The sequence below is a fragment of the Kitasatospora mediocidica KCTC 9733 genome (assembly GCF_000744225.1).
Taxonomy (GTDB): domain Bacteria; phylum Actinomycetota; class Actinomycetes; order Streptomycetales; family Streptomycetaceae; genus Kitasatospora; species Kitasatospora mediocidica.
In genome coordinates, this window is sequence record NZ_JQLN01000005.1 from 19,069 (window position 1) to 45,503 (window position 26,435).

At 71.8% G+C, this 26,435-nt stretch carries 21 protein-coding genes; 7 read left to right on the plus strand and 14 right to left on the minus strand.

Annotated features, from left to right (window positions below):
- Positions 1-4: 4 nt before the first annotated feature.
- Entirely contained in the window at positions 5-595 is a 591-nt protein-coding gene (locus BS80_RS14325; RefSeq protein ID WP_035797609.1) for a DUF5998 family protein, read from the minus strand.
- Positions 596-701: 106 nt separating this feature from the next.
- Entirely contained in the window at positions 702-3,449 is a 2,748-nt protein-coding gene (locus BS80_RS14330; protein WP_035801156.1) for a bifunctional acetate--CoA ligase family protein/GNAT family N-acetyltransferase, read from the minus strand.
- A gap of 165 nt (positions 3,450-3,614) precedes the next feature.
- Here BS80_RS14330 and BS80_RS14335 point away from each other — a divergent pair, with 165 nt between their 5' ends.
- The 3 genes from BS80_RS14335 (at position 3,615) to BS80_RS14345 (ending at position 5,492) form a co-directional block, all read left to right on the plus strand.
- Complete coding sequence (locus BS80_RS14335; RefSeq protein WP_035797611.1) at positions 3,615-3,893, plus strand: HPr family phosphocarrier protein; 279 nt, start codon at positions 3,615-3,617, stop codon at positions 3,891-3,893.
- A 69-nt stretch (positions 3,894-3,962) separates the two neighbouring features.
- Positions 3,963-4,718: a GNAT family N-acetyltransferase gene (locus BS80_RS14340; RefSeq protein WP_035797612.1), complete on the plus strand. Its 756-nt coding sequence runs from the start codon at positions 3,963-3,965 to the stop codon at positions 4,716-4,718.
- A gap of 69 nt (positions 4,719-4,787) precedes the next feature.
- A complete protein-coding gene (locus tag BS80_RS14345) occupies positions 4,788-5,492 on the plus strand; it encodes an SAM-dependent methyltransferase (RefSeq protein WP_035797614.1) in 705 nt (234 codons plus the stop codon).
- 4 nt (positions 5,493-5,496) lie between these two features.
- Here the strand turns inward: BS80_RS14345 and BS80_RS14350 are convergent, their stop codons facing one another.
- From BS80_RS14350 to BS80_RS14365, 4 genes are all read right to left on the minus strand, one after another.
- On the minus strand, positions 5,497-6,468 hold the full coding sequence (locus BS80_RS14350) for a serine protein kinase RIO (protein WP_035797616.1): 972 nt from the start codon (positions 6,466-6,468) through the stop codon (positions 5,497-5,499).
- A gap of 282 nt (positions 6,469-6,750) precedes the next feature.
- A complete protein-coding gene (locus tag BS80_RS14355) occupies positions 6,751-7,944 on the minus strand; it encodes an RtcB family protein (protein ID WP_035797619.1) in 1,194 nt (397 codons plus the stop codon).
- Between the two features lie 371 nt (positions 7,945-8,315).
- Positions 8,316-9,704, minus strand: coding sequence for a M16 family metallopeptidase (locus tag BS80_RS14360; RefSeq protein WP_035797620.1), 1,389 nt, complete (start codon positions 9,702-9,704; stop codon positions 8,316-8,318).
- Positions 9,701-11,035 carry a M16 family metallopeptidase gene (locus BS80_RS14365; protein ID WP_035797621.1) on the minus strand — a complete coding sequence of 445 codons (1,335 nt, stop codon included), beginning with the start codon at positions 11,033-11,035 and terminating at the stop codon, positions 9,701-9,703. The genes BS80_RS14360 and BS80_RS14365 overlap by 4 nt, the downstream gene beginning before the upstream one ends.
- A gap of 243 nt (positions 11,036-11,278) precedes the next feature.
- Here BS80_RS14365 and BS80_RS14370 point away from each other — a divergent pair, with 243 nt between their 5' ends.
- The 3 genes from BS80_RS14370 (at position 11,279) to BS80_RS37745 (ending at position 15,728) form a co-directional block, all read left to right on the plus strand.
- Entirely contained in the window at positions 11,279-13,738 is a 2,460-nt protein-coding gene (locus BS80_RS14370; protein ID WP_035797622.1) for a DNA gyrase/topoisomerase IV subunit A, read from the plus strand.
- Positions 13,739-13,792: 54 nt separating this feature from the next.
- The gene (locus tag BS80_RS14375; RefSeq protein WP_035797623.1) at positions 13,793-14,695 is read left to right on the plus strand and encodes a sucrase ferredoxin; all 903 of its coding nucleotides are present in this window, start codon (positions 13,793-13,795) and stop codon (positions 14,693-14,695) included.
- A gap of 85 nt (positions 14,696-14,780) precedes the next feature.
- On the plus strand, positions 14,781-15,728 hold the full coding sequence (locus BS80_RS37745; protein ID WP_051966621.1) for a C40 family peptidase: 948 nt from the start codon (positions 14,781-14,783) through the stop codon (positions 15,726-15,728).
- A gap of 81 nt (positions 15,729-15,809) precedes the next feature.
- Here the strand turns inward: BS80_RS37745 and BS80_RS14385 are convergent, their stop codons facing one another.
- The 6 genes from BS80_RS14385 to BS80_RS14410 form a co-directional block, all read right to left on the minus strand.
- Positions 15,810-17,483 (minus strand): solute symporter family protein, encoded by a 1,674-nt coding sequence (locus BS80_RS14385; RefSeq protein ID WP_083974716.1) that lies wholly within the window; start codon positions 17,481-17,483, stop codon positions 15,810-15,812.
- Positions 17,480-17,995 (minus strand): DUF485 domain-containing protein, encoded by a 516-nt coding sequence (locus tag BS80_RS39380; RefSeq protein ID WP_083974717.1) that lies wholly within the window; start codon positions 17,993-17,995, stop codon positions 17,480-17,482. The genes BS80_RS14385 and BS80_RS39380 overlap by 4 nt, the downstream gene beginning before the upstream one ends.
- 181 nt (positions 17,996-18,176) lie before the next feature.
- The gene (locus BS80_RS14395) at positions 18,177-18,920 is read right to left on the minus strand and encodes a response regulator transcription factor (RefSeq protein ID WP_198045535.1); all 744 of its coding nucleotides are present in this window, start codon (positions 18,918-18,920) and stop codon (positions 18,177-18,179) included.
- Complete coding sequence (locus BS80_RS14400; protein ID WP_232246487.1) at positions 18,890-20,071, minus strand: sensor histidine kinase; 1,182 nt, start codon at positions 20,069-20,071, stop codon at positions 18,890-18,892. Before BS80_RS14400 ends, BS80_RS14395 begins: the two co-directional genes overlap by 31 nt.
- Positions 20,072-20,079: 8 nt before the next feature.
- The gene (locus BS80_RS14405; protein WP_035797628.1) at positions 20,080-20,565 is read right to left on the minus strand and encodes a CcdC protein domain-containing protein; all 486 of its coding nucleotides are present in this window, start codon (positions 20,563-20,565) and stop codon (positions 20,080-20,082) included.
- 146 nt (positions 20,566-20,711) lie between these two features.
- Positions 20,712-22,823 (minus strand): DNA gyrase/topoisomerase IV subunit B, encoded by a 2,112-nt coding sequence (locus tag BS80_RS14410; RefSeq protein ID WP_035797630.1) that lies wholly within the window; start codon positions 22,821-22,823, stop codon positions 20,712-20,714.
- 533 nt (positions 22,824-23,356) lie between these two features.
- On the opposite strand from BS80_RS14410, the gene BS80_RS14415 reads away from it, so the two are divergent.
- Entirely contained in the window at positions 23,357-23,587 is a 231-nt protein-coding gene (locus BS80_RS14415) for a DUF7455 domain-containing protein (RefSeq protein ID WP_035797632.1), read from the plus strand.
- Positions 23,588-23,705: 118 nt separating this feature from the next.
- On the opposite strand, the gene BS80_RS14420 is transcribed toward BS80_RS14415, so the two are convergent.
- Together BS80_RS14420 and BS80_RS42780 are read right to left on the minus strand one after the other, a co-directional pair.
- Complete coding sequence (locus BS80_RS14420; RefSeq protein WP_083974718.1) at positions 23,706-24,572, minus strand: S1 family peptidase; 867 nt, start codon at positions 24,570-24,572, stop codon at positions 23,706-23,708.
- A gap of 222 nt (positions 24,573-24,794) precedes the next feature.
- On the minus strand, positions 24,795-26,405 hold the full coding sequence (locus BS80_RS42780) for an RNA polymerase sigma factor (protein ID WP_035797635.1): 1,611 nt from the start codon (positions 26,403-26,405) through the stop codon (positions 24,795-24,797).
- Positions 26,406-26,435: the final 30 nt, after the last annotated feature.

Below are 26,435 nucleotides of genomic sequence, written 5' to 3' on the forward strand. Positions count from 1 at the left end.
GGCCTCAGGAGCGGGTGCTGATGGTGGCCTCGGACAGCGCCCGGGCGAAGACCAGGGCCTGGGCGACAGTCTCCGGTCCGTCGCCCGCCTCGCTGACCCGCAGGGACAGGTCGTCGGCGGTGGCCGAACCGGTGTAGCCGTGGTCGGCCTCACAGTTCGGGTCCGAGCAGCCGGCCGGCTCCAGGTCGATCCGCTGGACCGCTCCCCAGCCGATGGTGAGCACCACCTCGCGCGGCAGCGTGCCCGGGGTGTACGTCTCCGGGTTGGCGACCATGCGGCTGAGCACGACCGAACCGATCCGGTCCAGGCGCACGCACTCGGTGGAGGTCGTGGCGTAGGGCACCGGGCTGGTCGCGTCGGCGGCCTGCTCGTCGGTGTGGCTGACCACGAACCTGGTGGCGGTCAGCACCAGCACGGTGACATGCCGACGCACCTCGTTGGCGTCGAAGGTGGTCTCCTGGTGGACCAGGTAGGAGCTGATCGGCTCGGGGCCCACCGCGGACTCCACGGCCTCGGACACCAACGCGGGGTAGTAGCCGCTGCGCTCGATCGCCGAGCGCAGGTCCTGCGTGGTGGTGGTACCGGTCTTCGCCATAACTCCATCCTGGCATGTCCCGCCGACGGAGCGGGCTGGACTGCGCCGTACGTCTCGGGCGGCCGGCTGCACCGGACGTGGCCCGAGCGGGCGCAACCCAGGAAGGCTACAGGGTGCTCATGCTGCGCGGGCCCAGATCACTGCGGACCGGCAGCGGGGCGATCCGCACCCGGGCCCCCAGGACGGTCAGGCCGTGCGGGGCCACCACCACCGGCTCCAGGTCCACCGAGGCCACTTCGGGCAGGTCGTCGACCAGCCGGGAGACCCGCAGCAGCAGCTCCTCCAACGCGTCGGTGTCCACCGGATCGGCGCCCCGCCAGCCGAACAGCAGCGGCGCCGCCCGGACCTCCCGGACCAGGGCGGCGACCTCCAGGTCGGTGGCCGGGACCAGCCGGTGCGCCAGGTCGCCGAGCAGTTCGGCGGGGGCGCCGGCCAGGCCGAAGGACAGGATCGCGCCGACCGCCGGGTCGACGGTGGCGGCGATCACGGTGTCCACCCCGCGCGGAGCCAGCCGCTGCACCACCAGCTCGGCCTGGGCCGCGCCGCCGAGCAGCGCGTCCAGCTCGCGGTGCGCGCGGCGCAGGCCCGGCTCGCCGGTCAGGTCGAGCCGGACGCTGCCGAGGTCCGGCCGGTGGCGCAGGTGGCCGGCGGTGGCCTTGAGCGCGACCGGGTAGCCGAGCTCGGTTGCGGCCAGCACCGCCCGTGCCTCGTCCGGGGCGGGCAATGTGGGCTGGACGTCGATGCCGTAGCAGGCCAGCAGGGCGGCCGCGTCCCGGTCGGGGAGGGTGGTCCGGCCTCCCACGTGGTGCTGCTCGACCAGGCGGCGGGCGGCGGCCTCGTCGATCCGGTCCAGCTCGGGCACCCGGGCGGTCTCCTCGGCGGCCTCGGTGGTGCGCCGCCAGGCGCCGTAGCGCACGGCGTGCGCCAGGGCGCTCACCGCGCGTTCGGGCGCCGGATAGGTCGGCACGGTGTGCTCGTCGGTGCGCAGCCGGGCGGGCAGGCCGGTGAGGGTCAGATGGGTCAGCAGCAGCGGCTTGCCACGCCGCTGCGCGGTGCTCGCGGCGGCCAACAGCGCCTCGCCGATCTCCGGGTCGGTGCCGGGCAGCGGCTGGTCGCCCGGGACGGCTCCGGAGATCGGCGGGATCGCCACCGCGATCACCGCGTCCACGCCGGGGTCGCCGAGCGCGGTCTCCAGGGCGATCCGGAAGTTGTCGCCGGTGGCGGCGGTGGTCAGGTCCACCGGGGTGCGCGGGCGAAGGCCCGCGCTGAGGCAGGCGTCGTAGGTGAGCAGGCCCAGCGAGTCGGAGTTGCCGACCACCGCCACCCGGTCGCCGGACGGCAGCGGCTGGTGGGCCAGCAGCTCGCCGGCGTCGAAGAGCTCGGTGATGGTCTCCACCCGCACCACGCCGGCCTGCTGGAAGAGCGCGTCGACGGTGGCGTCGCGCAGGCCGGAGGCGATGGACGGAATGGCGTGGCCGGGCGGCAGGCTGCCGGTGTGCCGGGCGCCCTTGACCACCACGACCGGCTTGGCGGAGGCCAGCCGGCGGGCGATCCGGGTGAACTTGCGCGGGTTGCCGAACGACTCCAGGTAGAGCAGCACCACGTCGGTGGCCGGGTCCTCCTCCCAGTACTGGAGCAGGTCGTTGCCCGAGACGTCGGCGCGGTTGCCGACCGAGGCGAAGGACGAGACGCCCAGGCCCCGGCGGTGCGCGGCCTCCAGCAGGGCGACACCGATCGCGCCGGACTGGCAGAACAGCCCGAACCGGCCCGCCGCGGGCAGCGCCGGGGCCAGCGAGGCGTTCAGCCGGTGTTCCGGGTCGGTGTTGATCAGGCCGAACGCGTTGGGGCCGATCACCCGCATGCCGGCCGCACGGGCCTGGCGGACCAGGGCGCGCTGACGGTCCCGGCCCTCGGGCCCGGTCTCGGCATACCCGGCGGTCACCACCACCAGGCCCTGCACCCCGTGCGCGCCGCACTCGGCGACCACCGCCGGGACCGCCGCGACGGGCACGGCGATGATCGCCAGGTCGACCGGTCCGGGGATCTCCATGAGCGAGGCGCACACCGGCACGCCGTCCAGCACGGTGCCGGGCGGAGCCGCGCTGTTCACCGCGTACACCTCGCCCCGGAACCCGCTGCCGGTCAGGTCGCGCAGCAGCGCCCGGCCGGCCGACCGCTCGGTGCGCGAGACGCCGACCACCGCGACCGAGCGCGGAGTCAGCAGCCGCTGGACGGACCGGGCCTCCGCGCGGTGCTCGCGGGCGCGCATGACCGCGAGCGAGGCGGCGGTGGGTTCGAGGTCGAGTTCGAGGTGCAGCACGCCGTCGGCGAAGCTGCGCTGCTGGACGTAGCCGGCGTCGGTGAAGACCTTGGCCATCTTGCGGTTCTCCGGCAGCACCTCGGCGACGAAGCGCCGGATGCCGCGCTCCTGGGCGACCGCGCCGATATGCTCCAGCAGCGCGGAGGCGACCCCGCGGCCCTGGTGGGCGTCCTGGACCAGGAAGGCCACCTCGGCGTCGGTACCGCTCTCGGAGGGACGGCCGGCGGCGTCGATCCGGTCGTAGCGGACGGTGGCGATGAAGCGGTCGCGCACCACGACGGCCAGGCCGACCCGGTTGACATAGTCGTGGTGGGTGAAGCGCCGGACGTCCTTGGCGGAGAGCCGGGGGTAGGGGGCGAAGAAGCGGAAGTACTTCGACTGGTCGGAGACCAGCGCGTAGAACTCCACCAGCCGGTCGGCGTCGGCCGGGGTGATCGGGCGGATCCGCGCGGTGCCGCCGTCCCGCAGCAGGACGTCGGCCTCCCAGTGCCGGGGGTAGCTGTGCGCGTCGCCCGGCGCGGCGCCGCGCGGTATCGCGTTGCCCGGTGCGGCGGCGGCCGAGGTCTGGGGGTCGTCCACAACCGCCAGGCTATCGGGCGGCGGGCCGGTCGGCGCCCGGCCGGGCCAGGTTCCTCCGCACCCGTGCCAGAATGGTCTAGACAACACAGCTCCAGCAGCTCCACCTGAAAGGCACGTCTCATGGCTGAGCGCCGCGTCACCATCGGTTGGCCCGAGGGCCTGCACGCCCGTCCCGCCTCGGTCTTCGTCCGCGCGGTCGGTGCCGTCGGCGTGCCCGTCACCATCGCCAAGGCCGGCGGCACCCCCGTCAACGCCGCCTCCATGCTCGGCCTGCTGGCGCTCGGCGCCCAGGGCGGCGAGGAGGTCGTGCTCACCGCCGACGCCGAGGGCGCCGAGGCCGCGCTGGACCGCCTGGCCGCGATGGTGCAGAACGGCCTGGACGCGCTGCCGGAGGCCTGAGCCCGCCCCGAAGGGGTGGCACCGCGACTGCGGTGCCACCCCTTCGGCATGTCCTGCCACAATCGCCGGGTGCGCGAACTCCACACCGTCCCCGACCTGGACGAGGCCGCCGAGAACGACGGCCTCCTGCTCTGGGCCGCCCAGGGCCTCGCCCCCGGCGTGCGGGCCTGGGCCCAGCAGGACGCGGTCGCGGTGGCCTCCCCCGGGCTCTCCGGGCGCGACCGGCTGGCCGTTCGCGGACCCGCCGGGCCTGCCGCCCGACTGGTCCGACACGCGCTGGCGGAGTTCGGCCCCAGCCTGCGCCCGGTCGGCGACAGCGCGCTGATCGACGACCTGGTCACGGCGGTCCCCGGCCTGCGCCGGGCCAGCCCGTTCCGCTGGATGGAACTGCGCGCCGCCGGGCCGGCCGACCCGGACGCCTCTGGCGTCCCGCCGCTCGCCCGACTGCTCTCCACAACCGAACTTCCCGAGGCCGCCGCCCTCCTCGACGAGGTCTTCCCCGGCTCCTACGCCCACCCGCTGCTGCCCGGCAGCCGCTCCTGGGCCGGAGTCCGTGACGAGACCGGCCGGCTCACCGCGCTCGCCGCCGACGCCTGGAGCGCCCCCGAGGTCGGCTTCCTGGCCGGCGTCGCCGCCCACCCCGTCCACGGGCGCGGCCGCGGACACGCCGCGGCCGCCTGCCGACTGCTGCTCGACACCATGCTGCGGCGCTGCGGACGCGCCGCGCTCATGGTGGACGAGGACAACCCGGCCGCGATCCGCCTCTACGAACGGCTCGGTATGCATCGGCGCGATCTCCATGCCGCTTTCCTCGACCCCGCATGACGGTGAATCAGTGAAACCCGGACGCCGCAATCCGCTGCGTCCCGGCCGGCCGGCTGGGACGCTTCAACGATGGACCGTCACCTGACCTCCCACCGCGCCCACGCCCACCACCCCATCGCCGCCCCGCTGAGCGACGCGACGGTGGCCGAGCTACTGGCCCGCGCCCTCCCCCGTGGGAACGAGCGCCTGTTGGACCTCGGCTGCGGCGAGGCCGTCTGGCTGCTGCGCGCACTGGCCGGCCGCCCCGGCGTCACCGGCGACGGCGTCGGCCCAGAGGCGTCCGGCCTGACCAGGGCCCAGCAGACGGCCGAGCAGCTCGGGGTGGCCCGGCGGCTGGGCCTGCACCACAGCGCGCCGGCGGACTTCATCGCCCCGCACCCGTACGACCTGGTGCTCGGCATCGGTGTCGCGCCGGCCTTCGGCGGACTGCTGCCCGCCCTCGCGGCCGCCCGCGCCCTCCTGGCCCCGGGCGGCGCCGTGCTGATCGGCGAGGGCTACGACGGGAGTACCCCGCACGGCCTGGCCACCCTCGTCGAGCAGATCACCGCCGACGGCTGGGTCCCGGTCCACGGGCACACCAGCACCCGGCAGGAACTGGACGACTACGAGTGGTCCAGGGCCGGCTCACTCGCCGCCTGGGCCCTCGACCACCCCGACGACCCGGACGCCGCCCCGGCGCTGGAGGCCGCCACCGCCCACCGCAACCACTGGCTGCGCGAGCGGCGCGGCACCGACGGCTTCGCCGTCCTGCTCCTGCGGCCCACCCCGGCCTGAGCGCTCAGTCGAGACGGGCGTCGAAGGCGAGCTCCCGGGTCAACTCCTCGACGCGCCGCGCCGCAAGCCCCTGGGAGACGAACCAGGCCCCGACGTTGCGCACATCGCGCTCCAGGAAGGACCGCCCGCGCGGGTTGGCGATGACGTCGACGATCTGCGGGACGTCGATGATCACCAACCGGCCCTCGTGGACCAGGATGTTGTACGCGGACAGGTCCCCGTGCGCGTAGCCGTCCCGGGCGAGCAGCGACAGGCTGCGGCCCAGCTGCTCCCACAGGTCGTCCAACTCCGCGCCCTGCGGCCGGGTCTGGGCCAGCCTCGGGGCGGCCGCGCCGGACCGGTCGCCGATGAACTCCATCAGGATCTCGGTGCCGACGATCTGGACCGGGTACGGCACGGCCGCGCCCGCCAGCCAGAGCCGGGACAGCGCCGCGAACTCGGCGGCGGCCCACTGGCCGGCGATGGCCTCCTTGCCGAAGGCCGTGCGCTTCTCCGTCGCGCGGCTGATCCGCGACTCCTTGTGCGCACGGCCCTCCAGATAGCCGGAGTCACGGTGGAACAGCCGGTGCTGGCCGTCGCGGTAACGCTTGGCCGCCATCAAAGTGCTGCGGCCACCGCCCGGCACGCCGCGCTCCAGCAGGAAGACATCGGCCTCCTTGCCGGTCTTCACGATGCCCAACTCGGTGTCGACGGCGGCGAGATCGGTCACCACCCAGTCGGGGCGCGGCTCGGGCCCCTTCTCGGTCGGCGTCGAGACGTCCCAGGTGGACCAGCGGTCCCCCTGGGGAGGCCCGTCGGGGGCGCCGTCGCCGTCAGCGGGTACGTCCTCGGACGCCTCCGGCCAGAAGCGCGCGGTGTAGTCGGCGAACGCCTCGTCGAAGGCGGCGTCGTCGTGGTGGGTGGTGCGGTTGCCGCCCTTGCCGCCCTTGGGGCGGATACGGGCGAAGGACTCACTGTCGGAAAAGCGCTCACGCACTGCGGTGGTCTCCTGCGGAGTGGGCCCACCGGAGGGTGCGTCGGCGAAGGCGACGTCAGCCGGCGGGCAGATAACGAGAGGAAGCGTCTGGCGCGCAGGGAACAGCGCGCCGCGTCGAGGCGGCAACCACGGAGGCGCACCTCCCCTCTCTCTCGTCACGGCCGGGCACCGAACGCCCGATTCCGCAGGAACACCACGACCCTATCGACCTCCGCGCAGGGCGCAACCGAATTAACGGCCGGGGTGCGCGGCCCCTCCACTTCCGCGCACCCTGACCCGACGTCAGCCCTTGACGCAGACCACCTGCTTCAACTTGGCCACCACCGCGACCAGGTCCTGCTGCTGCGCCATGACCTTGTCGATCGACTTGTAGGCGCCCGGGATCTCGTCGACCACGCCGCTGTCCTTGCGGCACTCCACGCCCCGGGTCTGCTCCTCCAGGTCCTTGACCGTGAACTTCCTCTTGGCCGCGGTCCGGCTCATCTTGCGGCCGGCGCCGTGCGAGGCGGAGTTGAACGAGTCCGCGTTGCCCAGGCCGCGGACGATGTACGACCCGGTGCCCATGGAGCCCGGGATGATCCCGAGATCACCGGAGCCGGCCCGGATCGCACCCTTGCGGGTGACCAACAGGTCGACGCCGTCGTAGCGTTCCTCGCTGACGTAGTTGTGGTGGCAGCTGATCACCTGGTCGAAGGCGACCTCGGCCCGGGGGAACTCACCGCGCACCACGTCCTGGAAGAGCGCCATCATGACCGCCCGGTTGCGCTTGGCGTACTCCTGCGCCCAGAAGAGGTCCTGGCGGTAGGCGTCCATCTCCGGGGTCTTCGCGAGGAAGACCGCGAGGTCGCGGTCGACCAGACCCTGGTTGTGCGAGAGCGAGCGAGCGACACCCATGTGGTGGTCCGCCAGCTCCTTGCCGATGTTGCGCGATCCAGAATGCAGCATCAACCAGACGGAATCGGTCGTGTCGAGACAGAACTCGACGAAGTGGTTCCCGGCCCCGAGCGTGCCCATCTGCTGCATGGCCCGCTCGCGCCGCCACTTCACCTCCGGCGCGACCTGGTCGAACCGGCCCCAGAAGTCCTCCCACCCCGTCGCCGTGAGGTCCCGCAGTGAGCGCGGGTCGACCGGGTCGGTGTGCAGGCCGCGGCCGACCGGGATGAGCTGCTCGATCCGCGAGCGCAGTCGGCCGAGATCGTCGGGCAGGTCGCGGGCGGTCAGCGAGGTCTTCACCGCGCTCATCCCGCAGCCGATGTCGACGCCGACCGCGGCCGGGCAGACCGCGTCCTTCATGGCGATGACGGACCCGACGGTCGCGCCCTTGCCCAGGTGGACGTCCGGCATCACGGCGAGGCCGTGCAGCCAGGGCAGGCCGGAGATGTTGCGCAGCTGCTGGAGAGCCTCGCCCTCGACCGTCGCCGGATCGGTCCACATCCGGATCGGGACGCGTGCGCCGGGTACTTCGGTGTACGACATGGTGAGACTGACCCCCAAAGGTCGACGATTCCAGGGTAGGACTGCCACGCGAAGAGTCCGGCGTGGCTCGGGAAGGCTGTGGCGCGGGAGGCTGTGGCGCGAGAGCGACGGGAACGGCCTGGCGGCAGGGCTCAGGCGGTTCGTCGCGAGCTGCGGGAGGCAACGGACGGCCGCCTCGGGGAGCGCAGAGCGCTGACGCGCCTGCCTGGTTGCTCGACCCGCACGGTGACCGCCTCCTCTCCCGATTGTCGCCTGTCCGCCGCGCTGTGCGACGGGGATATCAACCCATGGAACCGGCGTGCCGGGCAAGGGAATTACCGAGGCCCGGCGGATCATCCGCCGGGCCTCGGGCACCACCTGCCGAAACAGCGTCAGGAGGAGATGACGGTGACCTCGCCGATGCCGAGCTCCCTGACCTGCTCACCGATCACCGAGGCGTCCCCGACCAGGACGGTGACCAGCCGCTCGGGCAGGAAGCCGCTGACCACGGCGTCCGTGGCGGCCTGCGTGCTCAGGACGGCCATCTGCCGGTAGACCTCGGCCTGGAAGTCGTCCGCGAGGTGCTGTTCGACCTGGTCGGCGAGGGTACTCGCCACCGATCCGGCGGTCTCGTAGCGCAGCGGGGCGACCCCGACCAGGTACTGCACGGCCTCCTCGCGCTCGGCGTCGGTGAGGCCCTCGGCGGCGAGGGTGCGCAGGATGGTCCAGGTGTCGGCCAGCGCGGGTGCGGTGGACGCGGTGTCCACGGAGCCGCTGATGGCGAGCAGCGCGCGGCCCGAGCCGTCGGCGGCGGAGCGCAGCGGCTGGGCGAAGGCCCGTACGCCGTAGGTGTAGCCCTTCTCCTCGCGCAGCACCTTGTCCAGCCGGGAGGTCAGGGTGCCGCCCAGGCAGTAGGTGCCGAGCACCTGCGCGGCCCAGGCCGGGTCGTGCCGGTCGGGGCCGATCCGGCCGATCAGCAGCTGGGTCTGGACGGCTCCGGGCCGGTCCACGATGACCACCCGCGCGCTGTCGTCGGCGGTGACCGGCGCGGCCTTGCTGGGCTCGGCCCGGTCGCCGCTCCAGCTGCCCAGGGTGGACTCCAGGAGCGCCGGGAGGTCGACGCCGGTGAGGTCGCCGACCACGACCACGCTGGCGGTGGACGGACGGACGTGCGCGTCGTAGAAGGCCTTGACCGCGGCGCGGTCGATCCGCTTGACGCTCTCGGCGCTGCCGGCCCGCGGGCGCGACAGGCGGTCCGCGGAGTCGAAGAGCTCGGCGTGCAGCGCCTTGGCCGCGCGGCGGGCCGGGTTGGCCTGCTCGTGGACGATCTCGTCGAGGCGGTTGGCGACCAGCCGCTCGATCTCGTCCTCGGGCAGCGCGGGAGAGCGCAGCGCGTCGGCGAGGAGGGTGAGGCCGCGCTCCAGGCGGGAGACCGGCACCTCCAGGGCGACCCGGATGCAGGGGTGGTCGGCGTTCGCGTCGAGGGTGGCTCCGGCGCGCTCCAGCTCGCCGGCGAACTCCTCGGCGGTGAGCGTGTCCGTGCCCTCGTTGAGCGCCCGCGCCAGGACCGTCGCGACGCCCTCCAGCTCGGTGGGCTCGGCGGCGAGCGGCGCGTCGACCAGCACGTCGACGGCCACCAGCTGCTGGCCGGGACGGTTGCAGTGCAGCACCGTCAGGCCGTTGGCCAGCACCGAGCGGGTGGGCGCCGGGAAGGCCCACGGGGTCGGCGTGCCGGGCTGCGGCTGCGGGTGGAAGGTCATGGTGGGGACGAAGGTGCTCATGCGGCGTCCTCCTCGGCGTTGTCGGAGTCGGCATCGGCGGTGGCCAGCGGCTCGTAGACGAGCACGGCGCGGTTGTCCGGGCGCAGGCGGGCCGCGGCGACCGCCCTGACCTCCTCCGCGGTGACGTCCAGGACCTTGGCGAGGGCGTCGTTGACCAGGTTGGGGTCGCCGAACAGGACGGCGAACCGGCAGAGTTCGTCGGCGCGGCCGCTGACGGTGGTCAGCCGGTCGAGCCACTCCCGCTCGATCTGCGCCTGCGCGCGCTCCAGCTCCTGCGGGGTGGGGCCCTCCGCGGCGAACCGGGCGAGCTCCTCGTCGACGGCGCTCTCGATCTGCTCGATCGTCGCCTCACCGCTGGTCTTGACGTCGAGCCAGCCCAGCGAGGGGGCGCCGGACAGCCGCAGCATGCCGAAGCCGGCCGACACGGCGGTACGGTCGCGGCGGACCAGCCGGTTGTAGAGACGGCTGGACTCGCCGGAACCGAGGACGGTGAGCGCCAGGTCCACGGCGTCGGCCTCGCGGGTTCCGTCGTGCGGCAGGCGATAGGCGGACATCAGCGCGCGGGAGGGGACCTCCTCCTCGACCAGCTCGCGGATCTCCTGCCCGATCACCTCGGGCAACGTTCCGTCGCGCGGCGGCTGCTTGCCGTCGTGCGCGGGGATGGACCCGAAGTACTTCTCGACCCAGGCGACGGCCTGCTCGGCGTCGAAGTCGCCGACGATCGAGAGCACCGCGTTGTTGGGGGCGTAGTACGTGCGGAAGAAGGCGCGGGCGTCTTCCAGCGTGGCCGCGTCCAGGTCGGCCATCGAGCCGATCGGGGTGTGATGGTAGGGGTGGCCCTCCGGGTAGGAGAGCCGGGTGAGCTTCTCGAACGCCGTGCCGTAGGGCACGTTGTCGTAGCGCTGGCGGCGCTCGTTCTTGACGACGTCGCGCTGGTTCTCCATCGACGCGTCGTCCAGCGCGGCGAGCAGCGAGCCCATCCGGTCGGCCTCCAGCCAGAGCGCGAGCTCCAGCTGGTGGGTCGGCATGGTCTCGAAGTAGTTGGTGCGCTCGAAGCTCGTGGTGCCGTTGAGCGATCCGCCCGCACCCTGGACGAGCTCGAAGTGGCCGTTGTTCGAGACGTTGGCGGAGCCCTGGAACATCAGGTGCTCGAACAGGTGCGCCAGACCCGTACGCCCCTTCACCTCATGGCGGGAGCCGACGTCGTACCAGAGGCAGACGGCGGCCACCGGAGTGAGGTGGTCCTCTGAGAGCACCACACGCAGGCCGTTGGCCAGGCGGTGCTCGGTGATCGCGATGCCTTTGGTGGAGGCGGGGGCCGGGTTGGCCATGCGCTCGGGTCCTTCCCGTCGAGTTGGGGTCGGGGGGATCGTCGGATGTCAGCAGCCCCCATTGTGGTGCAACGCGGCAGGGCCGCAGATGTGTCCGCGCGGATGAGCCGTTCGCCAGCGGCGGAAGAGGGTCGTGGGGCGGCCCTTGGCGGGCGGTGTCGGTGAGAGGGTCCACAATGGGGGGCGCCGTACCCCGGTGACGACACGTGATGCAGCTGACAGACGCAAGGGAGCCCCGCCGCGATGGCCCGCCGCAGTTCGCCGACCCCGCCGCCCGGAGACTTCGAGGAGCGGATCCTCGATGTCGACGTCGTGGACGAGATGCAGGGTTCGTTCCTGGAGTACGCCTACTCGGTGATCTACTCCCGAGCCCTGCCGGACGCGCGGGACGGCCTCAAGCCGGTGCACCGCCGAATCCTCTACCAGGCCAACGAGATGGGCCTTCGCCCGGATCGCTCGCACGTGAAGTGCGCCCGCGTGGTCGGCGAGGTGATGGGTCGCCTCCACCCGCACGGGGACGCCTCGATCTACGACTCGATCGTCCGGATGGCACAGCCGTTCTCCATGCGGGTGCCGCTGATCGACGGGCACGGCAACTTCGGCTCGCTCGGCAACGACGACCCGCCGGCCGCGATGCGTTACACCGAGTCACGGCTGACGGCCGCCTCGATGGCGCTGGTCGAGTCGATCCACGAGGACACCGTCGACTTCGGGCCGAACTACGACGGCAGCGAGCAGGAGCCGGCGGTGCTCCCCGCCGCGTTCCCGAACCTGCTGGTCAACGGCACCTCGGGGATCGCGGTCGGGATGGCGACCAACATGCCGCCGCACAACCTCAGCGAGGTGGTGGCCGCCGCCCGGCACCTGATCAAGCACCCGGGCGCCGACCTCGACACGCTGATGCGCTTCATCCCCGGTCCGGACCTGCCGACCGGCGGCCGGATCGTCGGCCTCTCCGGCATCCGCGACGCCTACGAGAACGGCCGCGGCACCTTCAAGATCCGTGCCACCGTCACGGTGGAGGACGTCACCCCGCGCCGCAAGGGCCTCGTGGTGACCGAACTGCCGTTCACGGTCGGCCCGGAGAAGGTGATCGCCAAGATCAAGGACCTGGTCGGCGCCAAGAAGCTGCAGGGCATCGCGGACGTCAAGGACCTCACCGACCGCGAGCACGGCCTGCGGCTGGTGATCGAGGTCAAGAACGGCTTCGTCCCCGAGGCACTGCTCCAGCAGCTCTACAAGCTGACGCCGATGGAAGAGACCTTCGGCATCAACAACGTGGCGCTGGTGGACGGCCAGCCGCTGACGCTGGGCCTCAAGGAGCTGCTGGAGGTCTACGTCGACCACCGCTTCGAGGTGGTCCGCCGGCGCAGCGAGTTCCGCCGGCGCAAGCGCCAGGAGCGGCTGCACCTGGTCGAGGGCCTGCTGGTGGCGCTGGTCGACATCGACGAGGTCATCGCGCTGATCCGGTCCAGCGACAACGCCTCGCAGGCCAAGGAGCGCCTGATGGAGCGCTTCTCGCTCTCCGAGGTGCAGACCGCGTACATCCTGGACACGCCGCTGCGCCGGCTGACCCGGTTCGACCGGGTCGAGCTGGAGGAGGAGCAGGCCAAGCTCTCCGGCGAGATCGCCGAGCTGACCGAGATCCTGGAGTCGGACAGCAAGCTGCGCACCGTCGTCTCCACCGAACTGGGCGCGGTGGCCAAGCAGTTCGGCACCGAGCGGCGCACGGTGCTGCTGGAGGCCGGCGCACTGCCGTCGGCCGCGCTGGCCGTGCCACTGGAGGTGGCCGACGACCCGTGCCGGGTGCTGCTCTCCTCCACCGGGATGCTGGCCCGCACGCCGGACGGCGAGCCGGTCGAGCTCGGGGAGCCCTCGACGAGCCGTTCCAAGCACGACGTGATCGTCTCCGCGGTGCCCGCCACCGCGCGGGCCGACGTCGGCGCGGTGACCTCGGCCGGCCGAGTGCTGCGGCTGCCCGTGATCGACCTGCCCGCGCTGCCGCCGCAGCCCTCGCTCTCGCTGGCCGGCGGGGCGCAGATCGGCGAGCTGCTCCGGCTGGAGCCGGGCGAGCGGTTGATCGCCCTGACCACGCTCGACGAGTCCTCGCCCGGCCTGGCACTGGGCACCGCGCAGGGCGTGGTCAAGCGGGTGGTGCCGGAATGGCCCGCCAACAAGGACGAGTTCGAGGTGATCGCGCTCAAGGACGGCGACGAGGTGGTCGGCGCCGTCGAGCTGCGCACCGGTGAAGAAGACCTGGTCTTCATCGCCAGCGACGCCCAGCTGCTGCGCTACCCGGCCGGTCAGGTCCGCCCGCAGGGCCGGCCGGCGGGCGGGATGGCCGGCATCAAGCTGACCGACGGCGCCCGGGTGCTCTCCTTCACCGCGGTCGACCCGGCGGTGGACGCCGTGGTGATCTCGGTGGCCGGTGCCTCGGGGACCCTCACCGGCGAGGCGCAGAGCAGCTGGAAGGTGACGCCCTTCGAGCAGTACCCGCGCAAGGGCCGGGCCACCGGCGGGGTGCGCTGCCAGCGCTTCCTGCGCGGGGAGGACGCGCTGGCGTTCGCCTGGGCGGGCGCGATGCCGGCCCGGGCGGCCGCGGCCAACGGTGCGCCGGTGACCCTGCCGGAGCGCGACCCGCGCAGGGACGGCTCGGGCACGCCGGTGACCACGCCGGTGGCCGCCGTCGCAGGACCGGCCTGAACAAGGGGCGCTCGCTTGGGTCACCCTCCCGTTGACGCGGGTAGGGTGACCTAAGTGACCACCTGTGCGACGCTGTCGAGCGAGCTGACCGAGCCCCTGTCCGCCACCGCCGCCACCGCCACCACCTGGCTGCTGATCGAGCAGTCCGGGCCCTGGGGTGCCAAGGCTCTCGGCGAGAGCCACCTCCCCGAAGGCCTGGGCGCGGCCCTGGACGCGGCCTGCGCGGGAACCGGCGTGCGCCCGGCGCTGATCCGGCGCCCGGGCCGGCACGCCGACACCCATACCGACGCCGGACACCAGGTGGTACTGGCCCACACCGCACCGGGCAACTCCTGGCTGCGACGGGCCGAACTCGCCGACCTGACCGAGCTGTTGACGCTGGATCTGGCGGCGGCCGGCGCGGGCGAGCACGGCGGCTTCGGCTCCGCGCACACCGGCGGCCCGCTGGCGCTGGTGTGCACCAACGGCCGTCGCGACCGCTGCTGCGCGCTGCTGGGCCGTCCGCTGGCCGCCGAGCTGGCGGCTGCCGGGCACAGCGAGGTCTGGGAGGTCACCCACCTGGGCGGCCACCGCTTCTCCCCCACCATGCTGGTGCTGCCGTACGGCTACGCCTACGGGCGGCTGACCGAGGCCCGCGCCAAGGAGGTGCTGGCCGCGACGGCCGCCGGGCACACCGTCCCGCAGTTCTCCCGCGGACGCTCGTACTGGGACCGTCCGGCGCAGGCGGCCGAGCAGGCGGTCCGGGAGCTGACCGGCGAGACGGCCGCGGACGCCCTGACCATCACCCAGGAGCTCGCGGGCGACGGGCGTTGGGCGTGCCGGGTGGACCACCTGGACGGCCGGCGCTGGCGGGTCGAGGTGGCAGCGGAGCTGAGCCTGCCGCCGCGCCCGGAGAGCTGCGGCAAGGCGCCGGGCACCCCGAGCCGGATGGACGTCCGGTCCGTCACGACGGCTTGACCCCGGCGCGCACTCACCAGGAGTGACCGCCCGTCCGGGGGATTCCACCAGGCGCCGTAGTCGACCCGGTGCCTAGCGTGACGCCATGGACATACGCACCCAGACCGTCGTGAGCACGGACGCTGCTGAGCAGGTCCTCCCTTCGACGGCGGCCGAGTCGGCCGAAGACACCCCGGAGACCAGCCACCGGCCGCACGGCCACCGAGTGGCCCGCCTGCGGCGCGGCATCGGGATCGCCACCGCCGTGGTGGCGGGCGCCGGAGCGATCAGCCTCGGCGCCTCCGTCGGGACCGCGAGCGCGGACCCCGCCCCCAGTCACTCGGGCTGGGACGGCTCGGTCTACTGGTTCACCAACGCCGACGGCGACTGGCGCTACACCAGTCACCAGGACGTGTACCTGGACCGGATCGGCGCCGACGACAGCGACAGTGACAGCGGCTACAACAGCTACTCCGATGACAACAGTGACACTGCCGATCCGACGTCCTCCAGCGGCGACATCCAGCAGGGCTGGGACGGGTCGGTCTACTGGTTCAAGAACAGCAGCGGCACCTGGCGCTACACCAGTCACGAGGACATCTACCTGGACCGGATCGGCTCCGGGTCCGGCTCCGACTCGGCGGGTGACAGCAGCGCCTCCGACACCTCGGACTCCGCCTCGCGCGGCAGCGGCGACACCGAGTCGGCCGTCGAGTTCGCCCTCGCCCAGGTCGGCAAGCCCTTCGAGATGGGCGGCAACGGGCCGGACGACTACGACTGTTCGGGTCTGGTGCAGCAGGCCTACCTGCGCGCCGGCATCTCGCTGCCGCGGATCGCCGACGACCAGTACAGCGCCACCACGCCGATCAGCTCCAGCGATCTGCAGCGCGGTGACCTGCTCTACTGGTCCTACGACGGCTCCCCCGGCCAGATCCACCACACCGCCATCTACCTCGGCGACAACCAGTACGTCGAGGCGGCGCACCCGGGCACGAACGTCCGGATCTCCCAGCTGAACAGCGGGTACTGGCCGACCCAGACCGGCCGTCCCTGACCACCCCCCGGACCCAAGAGGACGGCCGTCCTCGGCAGCGCGCGCTGCCGAGGACGGCCGTCCCGTCGTGGTGCGGGCCGCTCAGACGGCGCCCGCGCCGGTCAGCGAGCGGACCTCCAGCTCGGCGAACTTGTCCTCGTCCGCGCGCTCCTCGCCGCTGACCGTGCCGACCCAGCCGAGCAGGAAGCCCAGCGGGATCGAGATCAGGCCCGGGTTCTCCAGCGGGAACCAGTGGAAGTCGACGCCCGGGAACATCGCGGTCTTGCTGCCGGAGACCACCGGCGAGAAGAGCACCAGCGCCAGCGCCGGCACCAACCCGCCGTACGTCGCCCAGCAGGCGCCCCGGGTGGTGAAGCGGCGCCAGAAGAGGTTGTAGAGCAGGGTCGGCAGGTTGGCCGAGGCGGCCACCGCGAAGGCCAGACTGACCAGGAAGGCGACGTTCAGCCGCTGGGCGAAGAGGCTGAGCACGATCGCCAGCCCGCCGATCAGCACGGCCGCCAGCCTGGCCACCACCACCTCCCGGCGGTCCGTGACCGGCGGCTTGGCCGGGCTGCGAAAGGCCTGCGCGTAGAGGTCGTGGGCGAACGAGACCGATGAGGCCAGGGTCAGTCCGGCGACCACCGCGAGGATGGTGGCGAAGGCGATCGCCGAGGTGATGGCGAAGAAGAGGGTGCCGCCGGTGCTGCCCTCACCGCCGCCGAGCTTCAGCGCGAGCAGCGGGACCGCCGTGTTTCCAGCCGAGTTGGCGCTGCGCACCGCCTTCGAGCCGACCAGCGCGGTGGCGCCGAGCCCGAGCACCACGGTCATCAGGTAGAAGCAGCCGACCAGGCCGATCGCCCAGATCGTGGAGCGGCGCGCGGCGCGCGCGGTGGGCACGGTGTAGAACCGCGAGAGGATGTGCGGCAGACCTGCGGTACCGAGCACCAGGGCCAGGCCCAGGCTGACGAAGTCCAGTCGACTGGTGGTGCTGGCACCGTACTTGAGGCCGGGCTCCAGGTACTTGTCCCCGGAGCCGCTCCCGCGGGCGGCGGCGTGCATCAGCTCGGCGAAGTCGCCGCGGAAGTGCACCATCACCAGGACGGTCAGCAGGACCGCGCCGACCATCAGCATCAGTGCCTTGACGATCTGGATCCAGGTGGTGGCCCGCATGCCGCCGACCGTGACATAGATGATCATCAGAGCGCCGACCGCGACGATGGTCCAGGTCTTGGCGGCGGCACCGGTACTGCCGAGCAGCAGCGCGACCAGGCTGCCCGCGCCGACCATCTGGGCGATCAGGTAGAGCAGCGTGACCACCACGCTGGAGACGCCGGCCGCGGCCCGCACCGGACGCTGGCGCATCCGGGTCGCCAGCACGTCGGCGAGCGTGTAGCGGCCGGTGTTGCGGACCAGCTCCGCCACCCACATCAGCACGACCAGCCAGGCGACCAGGAAGCCGATGCTGTAGAGCATGCCGTCGTAGCCGTACAGCGCGATGAGTCCGGTCACGCCGAGGAAGGAGGCGGCCGAGAGGTAGTCGCCGGAGAGCGCGATGCCGTTCTGGAGGGGACCGAAGTCGCGGCCGCCCGCGTAGAAGTCCTCGGTGGCCTGGCCTCGGCGGCCGACCCAGAGGGTGATCGCCAGGGTGACCACGACCACCAGGGCGAAGAGCACGATGGCCAGGTCGTGGTGCTGACCGGCCGGTGGCGGGGGCGGTGCCAGCCGGTGGACGGGCACGGGAACCGGGGGAGGCACGGGGATCTCGGAGAGTTTCATCGGAGCTGGTCCTGGGTGTCCCAGCGCAGGCCGAGGGCAGCTCGGTCGCGCTTCGTACGGGCATTGCGGGAGTAAAGCCAGGTGATCAGAAAAGTCGAGACGAACTGGAGCAGTCCCAGCAGCCACGCCACACTGAACGGTCCGGCAACCTGTTGACGCATCAGGTCGGGCGCGGCCGCCTGGGCAATCACATACAGGAGGTACCAACCGAGGAATACCGCGGTGGCGGGAAAGACGAATGTCCGATAACTGCGGCGAATCTCCTGAAAGGCCTCACTGCGCTGGACTTCGCGGTAGACCTGCGCCGCGGCCGGGTCCGGCGGCCGCTCGACCGGCGGCTCCGGCCGCGGCGCCGGGACGACGGCGGCGGCGGCTACCGGCTTGGGCTTGGCGACGGCGGGCCCTTTGGCCCGCTGCGCCGCGCCGGTCGGGCCCGCTGCCGACCACCAGTCGAAGCGCTGGCCCGCTCGGGGCCTACGACCGGCCGGTCCGGTGACTTCCTGCTGTGCCAAAGCTGCTCCTGGCCCGTGATGCGCCACCGAGCGGTGGGCGTCGATATCGGCGCCGGGCACTCCGGACGGCCCGCCCCGAAGATCCAATCGGCGCACCGACAGCACCCTGACGGGACCATGATGACGGGTCAGAAACCATTCTGTGGCATTCAGCAGGACTATTCACCCAATATGGTGAAGATCAGTCGGTTTGCGAATTGCGTGAAATGCCATGACGAAATGCATAACTGACCGCCTGTGCGCGATCTCGCACCGCGGTTTTCGCGAAGAGATTATTGATGTGAGTCTTCACCGTGGCCGGGCTGACGAAGAGCGCGGCGGCGATCTCGGCGTTGGACAGACCCTCCGCGATCAGCGCGAGCACCTCGGCCTCGCGCACCGTGAGCCCGTCCGGCAGCACCCGCTGGACGGGCTTGGGCGACGGCTGCGACGGCGCGGCCGGCGGCTGCGGCAGCCCGGCGCCCGGTCCGGAGAGCCGCTCCAGCAGCCGCCGCTGGACCTGCGGGGAGAGCCCGGCCGCACCGGAGCGCACGTCGGCGATGGCCCGGGCGATCTCCTCCGCCCCCGCGTCCTTGGTGAGGTAGCCCCGGGCCCCCGCCTGCAGCGCCGGGAAGAGCGAGTCGTCGTCCGCGTACGTGGTGAGCACCACCACCTCGGTGCCGGGGTACTCGGACCGGATCCGCCGGGTGGCCTCCACGCCGTCGCAGCGCGGCATCCGCAGGTCCATCAGGACGACGTGCGGGGCGTGTTCGGCGACCAGCCGGACCGCCTCCTCACCGTCCGCGGCGGCGCCGACCACCTCGATGCCGGGCAGTAGCCCCAGCAGCATCACGATGCCCTCGCGCACCACCGTCTGGTCATCGGCCACCAGCACCCTGGTGGGGCTCTGCTCCGTCACGCCGGCACCCGCAGCAGCACGCGCCATCCTCCGTTGTCCGGGCCCGCCAGCAGGCTGCCGCCGAGCAGTTCCGCGCGTTCGCGCATCCCCAGCAGACCGTACCCGCTGCCGCTGGCCGCCAGATCGGCGGACACCGCGTCAGGGGCGCTTCTGGCATTGCGGATCTCCAGCTCCACGTCGTCCTGGAGGTAGCTCAGCTGGAGTGTGCAGGCCCCGCCCGAGGCGTGCTTGCGGACGTTGGTCAGCGCCTCCTGCGCGGTGCGCCGGACGGCCAGGCCGGCCTCGGCGGCGAGCGGGCGGGGGGTGCCGCGCACGGTGAGCACGGCCCCTTCGGTGCGGGCGAGTTCCACCAGGAACTCGCCGACCGGGGTGAACTCGCCGCGCAGCGCGGAGAGCGCCTGCCGGGTCTCGACCAGTCCGTCCTGGGCCATCCGCCGTGCTGCCACGACGCGTTCGCGGATCTGCTCCCGTTCGGCGCCCCGGTCCAGCATCAGCCGGGCCGCCTCCAGGTGGACCAACTGGGCGGAGAGGCTGTGCGCCAGCACGTCGTGGATCTCCCGGGCGATCCTGGCCCGCTCCGCCAGGGCGGCGCTCTCCGCCTCGGCCGCCCGGGCCGCGAGCTGTTGCTCCACCAGGCGCTGCGCGCTGCTGCGCGCCTCGCCGTCCAACCGGAGCAGATAGCCGAGTAGGACCATGCCCACCACGGTGGCCAGCATCGCCACGAAGCCGTCCCCGCTGCCCACCGCGTACGAGGCGAGCGCCGCCACGCAGCTCGGCAGCGCCGCGGCCAGCGGCAACCGCAGCAACCCGATCACCGCGACCGCGCACCAGGTGGCGTTCGCCAGCAGCAGGGCCCCGCTCTCGTGGGCCAGCGCGGCAGTGGCCAGCAGGCCGGCCACCACCACGAGGGCCGGCCCGATCCGGTGGACCCGGGTGGTCCGGGTCAGCAGGTAGAAGAGCCCGACGGTCACCAGGATCCGGACCGCCATCAGCACGGCGGACCAGCCGGTGAACCGGCCGGTCGCGTACGTCCCCCAGACGATCACGGACAACAGGACCGTGCGGCTGAAGAAGTTGAGCAGTTGCCGGGGCCGCGAGCGCCGCTCCTGGGCGAGGGCCTCCGAGGAGGGCCAGCGGGTCCAGGTCTCCAGCGGCACGAGCGGTCCTTCCGTGGTCACGAGGATGATCAGCTCGCCACGTGCAGGCCGGCGGCGGAGTGCACACTGCGGGCCCTCCAGTTCACCACAGCACCGCGGACCAGCAGCAGCACGCCGAAGGTGAGCAGCAGCGCGTTGGTGCTCTGGTGGACGTGCAGCGCCGAGCCGATGCCGTAGAGGCCGAAGCGCAGGGCGATCATGCCGACCCAGGCCGCCAGGGTGGCGGCGCTGCCCTTGACCCAGAGGCTGCCGTCGGCCTCGCGCCAGAGCCGTACGGTCCAGCCCCAGACGACGCCCATCGCCAGGACCAGCACCACCGAGGCGACCAGCAGCGCCACCGCGTCCACCTTGTGGTGCGGGTCGATCAGGTGCGGGTCACGCAGCGCGAGCACGCCGAGGACGACCGGCAGCACCCAGAAACGCCGCTCGGTGTCGAACTTCTGTGCCCGGAGCTGGCGCCCCACGACCAGGGCCACTACCGCGACGATCACAACGATGTTCACAAGGCCGCTCATCGGACTCGCTCCGTCCCACCGATCGGGGTTCTGCTGACCTCTCCGACGCTACGGTTCGCGGCCCCGCGGCTGATCGGCGCCAGGGTTGAAGAAACGGTTGAAGGGCCCTCCACCCGTGGGTGGAGGGCCCTTCGGGGCGGCCGGGACTACGCGTCGATGCGCGAGCGGTCCAGGGTGGCCGCCGAGTCGACGATGAACTCCTTGCGGGGTGCCACGTCGTTGCCCATCAGCAGGTCGAAGACCTGCTCGGCGGCGTCCAGGTTGCCGAGGTTGATCCGGCGCAGGATGCGGTGGCGCGGGTCCATGGTGGTCTCGGCCAGCTGGTCCGCGTCCATCTCACCGAGGCCCTTGTAGCGCTGGACCGGCTCCTTCCAGCGCAGGCCCTTGCTCTGGAACTCCAGCATCGTGCGGCGCAGCTCGGCGTCCGAGTACGTGTAGTGGTACTTCTCCATGCCGCGCTTGGGGTTGGTCAGCTCGATCCGGTGCAGCGGCGGGACGGCCGCGAAGACCCGCCCCTGCTCGACCATCGGCCGCATGTAGCGCTGGAAGAGCGTGAGCAGCAGGGTGCGGATGTGCGAGCCGTCGACATCGGCGTCGGCCATGAAGATCACCCGGCCGTAGCGGGCCTGGTCGATGTCGAACGTGCGGCCGGAGCCCGCCCCTATCACCTGGATGATCGCCGCGCACTCGGTGTTCTTGAGCATGTCCGAGACCGAGGCCTTCTGGACGTTGAGGATCTTCCCGCGGATCGGCAGCAGGGCCTGGAACTCGGAGTTGCGGGCCAGCTTGGCGGTGCCGAGCGCGGAGTCACCCTCGACGATGAAGAGCTCGCTGCGCTCCACGTCGTCGCTGCGGCAGTCGGCCAGCTTGGCGGGGAGCGAGGAGGTCTCCAGCGCGGTCTTCCGGCGCTGGGCCTCCTTGTGCTGGCGGGCCGCGACGCGGGTCCGGGCGGCGGCGGCGACCTTCTCCAGGACGGCCCGGGCCTGGAGCTTCTCGTCCTTCTTGGCCGAGGTGAGGAAGGCCTTGAGCTCCTTGGCGACGACCGCGGCGACGATCCGGGTGGCGGCCGAGGTGCCGAGCACCTCCTTGGTCTGGCCCTCGAACTGCGGCTCGGCGAGCCGGACGGTGACCACCGCGGTCAGGCCCTCGGTGGCGTCGTCCTTGGTGATGTCGTCCTCGGCCACCCGGAGCAGCTTGGCCGAACGCAGCGCCTCGTTGACGGTCTTGGCGAGCGAGCGCTCGAACCCGCTGACGTGGGTGCCGCCCTTGGGAGTGGCGATGATGTTGACGAAGGAGCGCAGCGTGGTGTCGTAGCCGGCCCCCCAGCGCAGCGCGATGTCCACGCCGAGCTCGCGGGTGACCTCGGTCGGGGTCATGTGGCCGAGGTCGTCCAGGACCGGGACGGTCTCCTTGAAGGTGCCCTCGCCGCGCAGCCGCAGCACGTCGCAGATCGGCTTGTCGGGCGCCAGGAACTCGCAGAACTCGCCGATGCCGCCGTCGAAGCGGAAGGTGGTCTGCTCGACCTTCTCACTCTCCGTCAGGCGTTCGTCACGCACCACGATGGTGAGGCCGGGGACGAGGAAGGCGGTCTGCCGGGCGCGGCTGTGGATGCCCTCCAGGGAGAGCTTGGCCTCCTTGAGGAAGATCTGCCGGTCGGCCCAGTAGCGGATCCTGGTGCCGGTACGGGTCCGGGAGACCTTGCGGGCCTTGGTCATGCCGCTGGCCGGGTCGAAGGGCGCGTCCGGGCTCAGCTCGGTGAAGAGGCCGGGAGTGCCGCGCCGGAAGCTGATCGCGTGGGTGTGGCCGCCGCGGTCCACCTCGACGTCCAGCCGGGCCGAGAGCGCGTTGACGACGGAGGCGCCGACACCGTGCAGGCCGCCGGAGGCCGCGTAGGAGCCGCCGCCGAACTTGCCGCCGGCGTGCAGCTTGGTCATCACGACCTCGACGCCGGACAGTCCGGTCTTGGGCTCGACGTCGACCGGGATGCCACGGCCGTTGTCGCGCACCTCGACCGAGGAGTCGTCGTGCAGCACGACCTCGATGTGGTCGCAGTGGCCGCCCAGGGCCTCGTCCACCGAGTTGTCGATGATCTCCCACAGGCAGTGCATCAGGCCCCGACTGTCGGTCGAGCCGATGTACATGCCGGGGCGCTTGCGCACCGCCTCCAGCCCCTCCAGGACGAGCAGGTGCCGAGCGGTGTAGTTGGATCCGTCATCCGCGGCGCGCAGGGCGGGCGGCACGGTCGTTTCGGCACTCACGCGGTGCACTCCTCCAATGAGAACTTCTGATCTCGATCCCGGCGGCGGTTCCACCAGCGGCCGTTGCGGTGCGGAGCGGTCGCACTGCACCCGACCGCACACTGCCGCACTACGCTCCCGCTGCACACTCCGCCCGTGCCTCGCAGCTTGTACGCGCTGCGCGAACACGGGTCGGGCCCGGGTTGCCGCGCCGAAGCGCCATCTCACCCCTGCCCCGCGGGTCCTGGCGGACCGTCGAACGAACCGCGAGCTCTGGAACTGCTGAGATGCAGGCTACCGGTGCCCGGGACGGGGCTTATGCTCCAACCCAGTAGAGGATTATGCTACGCCCACCCTCGGACATCAGTTCGATGGAATGTTCGAGTGATCGACAGGTCACGGTTTCCGACAGGCATGAACCACCGGCAGCCGGGGCACGTCCTCATCAACACAAGCAGAATCCTCAAAGAAGAAAAGCCACGAGCGGGAACGTTTTCGGCCTGGTTGGATGTTGACCCTGGTACGACAGCTCGTCGAGCTAGAGAAGAGGCGACGTGACTACTGTTCTGACACCTGCGAGCCCGCTCACCGCGGCTGACCGCTGCGACCGCTGCGGCGCCCAGGCATACCTGCGCGTCGTACTGGCGAGTGGCGGAGAGCTGCTCTTCTGCGCCCACCACGGGCGTAAGTTCGAGCCGGAGCTCAAGAAGATCGCTGTGGACATACAGGACGAGAGCGGTCGTCTCGCCACCACGGCGGCCCCGGCCAATACCGACGAGCGCTGATCACGACGCTCCCATGACGGGCTGAGGTCGACCCTTGCGGGTCGGCACCTGAGCGGCAGGCTGTATGCAGCCTGCCGCTCAGCGTTTTCAGCCCTCCTGACAGCGCGTCACCGTGCGGTCACAGCTGGGCGTCGACCGCGTCCACCACGGCCGCGAGCCGGGTGTACACGCCCGGATGCCTGGCCTCCGCGCAGCCGGCGCCCCAGGAGACCAGGCCGACCAGGTGGCCCTCCACCACCAACGGTCCGCCACTGTCGCCCTGGCAGGCGTCCTTGCCCCCGCGCGCCTCACCGGCACAGACCATGCTGCGCGCGTCGAAGGCCCCCTCCGGTCCGCCCGGGTAGTCGCGCGCACACACATCGTCAGCAACGATCGGCACGTCGACCGCGTGCAGCGTGCTGGCGTACGTCGCGTGGCCGGTGGTGTCCCCCCAGCCGTAGACCTGCGCGCGCGTGCCGGTGGCATACGGCCCCTGATCGCCCGGAGCGACCATCGGCAGCACCTGAACGCCCTGCTGCGGCAACGCGAGTGTGAGCACCGCCACGTCCTGCGTGTTCTGGTCGAACGAGTACTGCGGGTGGATCCAGACGTTGGACACGGGGACCTCGGAGCCGGCCCGGGTGGTCAGATCGGTGCGCCCGACGATCACCGTCAGGCCGGGCCGGTCGGTGGGGCGGCCGGTGCTCTCGTCGTAGAGGCAGTGCGCGGCCGTGACGACCTTGGTCGGCGAGACCAGGGTTCCACCGCAGAACTGCCCGGACCGGGCATCCCCGAACTGGGGCCGACTGGAGATCGCCACCACCCACGGGTGCCGGTCCGTACTGTCCACCGCACCGCCGATGATCCGACGATCGGCGTGCGCAGGAGCGGCCCCCAACGAGACCAGCGCGACCGGAAGCACCGCCAGCACCGCCAGCACGGCCGATCGGGATCGCCGGCTCCGGTCGATTCTGCGGCGGCCGAGCAGGGCGGGTGAGGTGGACATCACAGGGCGCTCCGAACGACTCGACGGCAGGCAACCGCCACAGCGTAGTCGCTTGATCACCTTGAGTGGCAGCCCCCGCGCCTGCGGACACTCGGACGGAGGACCTCCGTCACCGCCGGATGACGCGGATCACCACGAGAGGAACACGCCAAAGGCCCGGGGCGGTTGTCGCCCCGGGCCTCCGGTTCACTGCCTGTGGTCCGCCGGCTACCCGGCGACCGGTCAGTCGAGGTAGTCGCGCAGCACCTGGGAACGCGACGGGTGACGCAGCTTCGACATGGTCTTCGACTCGATCTGCCGGATCCGCTCACGCGTGACCCCGTAGACCTTGCCGATCTCGTCCAACGTCTTCGGCTGACCGTCCGTCAGGCCGAAGCGCATCGAGACCACGCCCGCCTCGCGCTCGCTCAGCGTGTCGAGCACCGAGTGCAGCTGCTCCTGGAGCAGCGTGAAGCTGACCGCGTCCGCAGGGACGACGGCCTCGGAGTCCTCGATGAGGTCACCGAACTCGCTGTCGCCGTCCTCGCCGAGCGGGGTGTGCAGGGAGATCGGCTCGCGACCGTACTTCTGGACCTCGATGACCTTCTCAGGGGTCATGTCGAGCTCCTTGGCCAGCTCCTCCGGGGTGGGCTCGCGGCCCAGGTCCTGGAGCATCTGGCGCTGGACGCGGGCCAGCTTGTTGATGACCTCGACCATGTGCACCGGGATACGGATGGTGCGGGCCTGGTCGGCCATCGCGCGGGTGATCGCCTGGCGGATCCACCACGTCGCATAGGTCGAGAACTTGTAGCCCTTGGTGTAGTCGAACTTCTCGACCGCGCGGATCAGACCGAGGTTGCCCTCCTGGATCAGGTCCAGGAAGAGCATGCCGCGACCGGTGTAACGCTTCGCCAGCGAGACCACGAGGCGGAGGTTGGCCTCCAGCAGGTGGTTCTTGGCGCGGCGGCCGTCCTCGGCGATGATCTCCAGCTCGCGCTTGAGCTTGGGGGCCAGCTTGTCGGAGGCGCTGAGCTTGTCCTCGGCGAAGAGGCCGGCCTCGATGCGCTTGGCGAGCTCGACCTCCTGCTCGGCGTTGAGGAGCGGGACCTTGCCGATCTGCTTGAGGTAGTCCTTGACCGGGTCCGCGGTGGCGCCGGCCACGGCGACCTGCTGGGCAGGCGCGTCGTCCTCGTCGTCGTCGGAGAGGACGAAGCCCTCGGTGCCCTCTTCCTCCTCGGTGCCCTCGGCCTCGGCCTTGGCCGCACCGGGGGTCGCGGTCTCTTCGAGCTCCTCGTCGCCGAGCAGCTCGTCCTCGGGCTTGTCGCCCTTGGCGGCGGTCTTCTTGGCGGCGGTCTTCTTGGCCGGGGCGGCCTTCTTGGCGACGGCCTTCTTGGCCGGAGCCGCAGCGGCGATCTTCTTGGCCGCGGCGACACCGCCCTCGGAGCCTGCGGGGTCACCCAGCGAGGCCTCGACCGTCACGGCGGAAGGAGAGATCATCGCGGCGGGAGCGATCCGCACCGGCGGCTTGGTCTGGGCAGTGGGAGTACGCGTGGTGACCGCCTTGGTGGCGGTGCGCTTGGTGGTGCTCTTGGCCGCAACGCTCTTGCGCTTGGCAGCGGACGGCTCGGCCGCGCTGACCATCAGGTCCACCCCTTCCTCAATCAACACCTGGTTGAGGCTGCGCATGACGTTCTTCCACTTGGTGACCGGGATCTGGTCCGCCTCGAAGGCCTGACGCACGTCGTCACCGGCGATCTGCCCCTGGGCCTTGCCACGCTCGATGAGCGCAAGCAGTGCCGCGGACTCGGCGATCTCGGGGGGGAGCGAACGGGATGTGCTGGCCGACACGAACAACCTCTCGGACGAAGAGTGAACTCGAACCCG

What these genes read in the sequence shown, in the direction of transcription:
- BS80_RS14420 (WP_083974718.1), bottom strand. Translation starts at nt 24,572, where the DNA reads ATGTCCACCTCACCCGCCCTGCTCGGCCGCCGCAGAATCGACCGGAGC.
- BS80_RS14405 (WP_035797628.1), bottom strand. Translation starts at nt 20,565, where the DNA reads ATGAGCGGCCTTGTGAACATCGTTGTGATCGTCGCGGTAGTGGCCCTG.
- BS80_RS37745 (WP_051966621.1), top strand. Translation starts at nt 14,781, where the DNA reads ATGGACATACGCACCCAGACCGTCGTGAGCACGGACGCTGCTGAGCAG.
- BS80_RS14325 (WP_035797609.1), bottom strand. Translation starts at nt 595, where the DNA reads ATGGCGAAGACCGGTACCACCACCACGCAGGACCTGCGCTCGGCGATC.
- BS80_RS14335 (WP_035797611.1), top strand. Translation starts at nt 3,615, where the DNA reads ATGGCTGAGCGCCGCGTCACCATCGGTTGGCCCGAGGGCCTGCACGCC.
- BS80_RS14385 (WP_083974716.1), bottom strand. Translation starts at nt 17,483, where the DNA reads ATGAAACTCTCCGAGATCCCCGTGCCTCCCCCGGTTCCCGTGCCCGTC.
- BS80_RS14345 (WP_035797614.1), top strand. Translation starts at nt 4,788, where the DNA reads ATGGACCGTCACCTGACCTCCCACCGCGCCCACGCCCACCACCCCATC.
- BS80_RS14365 (WP_035797621.1), bottom strand. Translation starts at nt 11,035, where the DNA reads ATGGCCAACCCGGCCCCCGCCTCCACCAAAGGCATCGCGATCACCGAG.
- BS80_RS14395 (WP_198045535.1), bottom strand. Translation starts at nt 18,920, where the DNA reads ATGGCGCGTGCTGCTGCGGGTGCCGGCGTGACGGAGCAGAGCCCCACC.
- BS80_RS14360 (WP_035797620.1), bottom strand. Translation starts at nt 9,704, where the DNA reads ATGAGCACCTTCGTCCCCACCATGACCTTCCACCCGCAGCCGCAGCCC.
- BS80_RS14355 (WP_035797619.1), bottom strand. Translation starts at nt 7,944, where the DNA reads ATGTCGTACACCGAAGTACCCGGCGCACGCGTCCCGATCCGGATGTGG.
- BS80_RS14370 (WP_035797622.1), top strand. Translation starts at nt 11,279, where the DNA reads ATGGCCCGCCGCAGTTCGCCGACCCCGCCGCCCGGAGACTTCGAGGAG.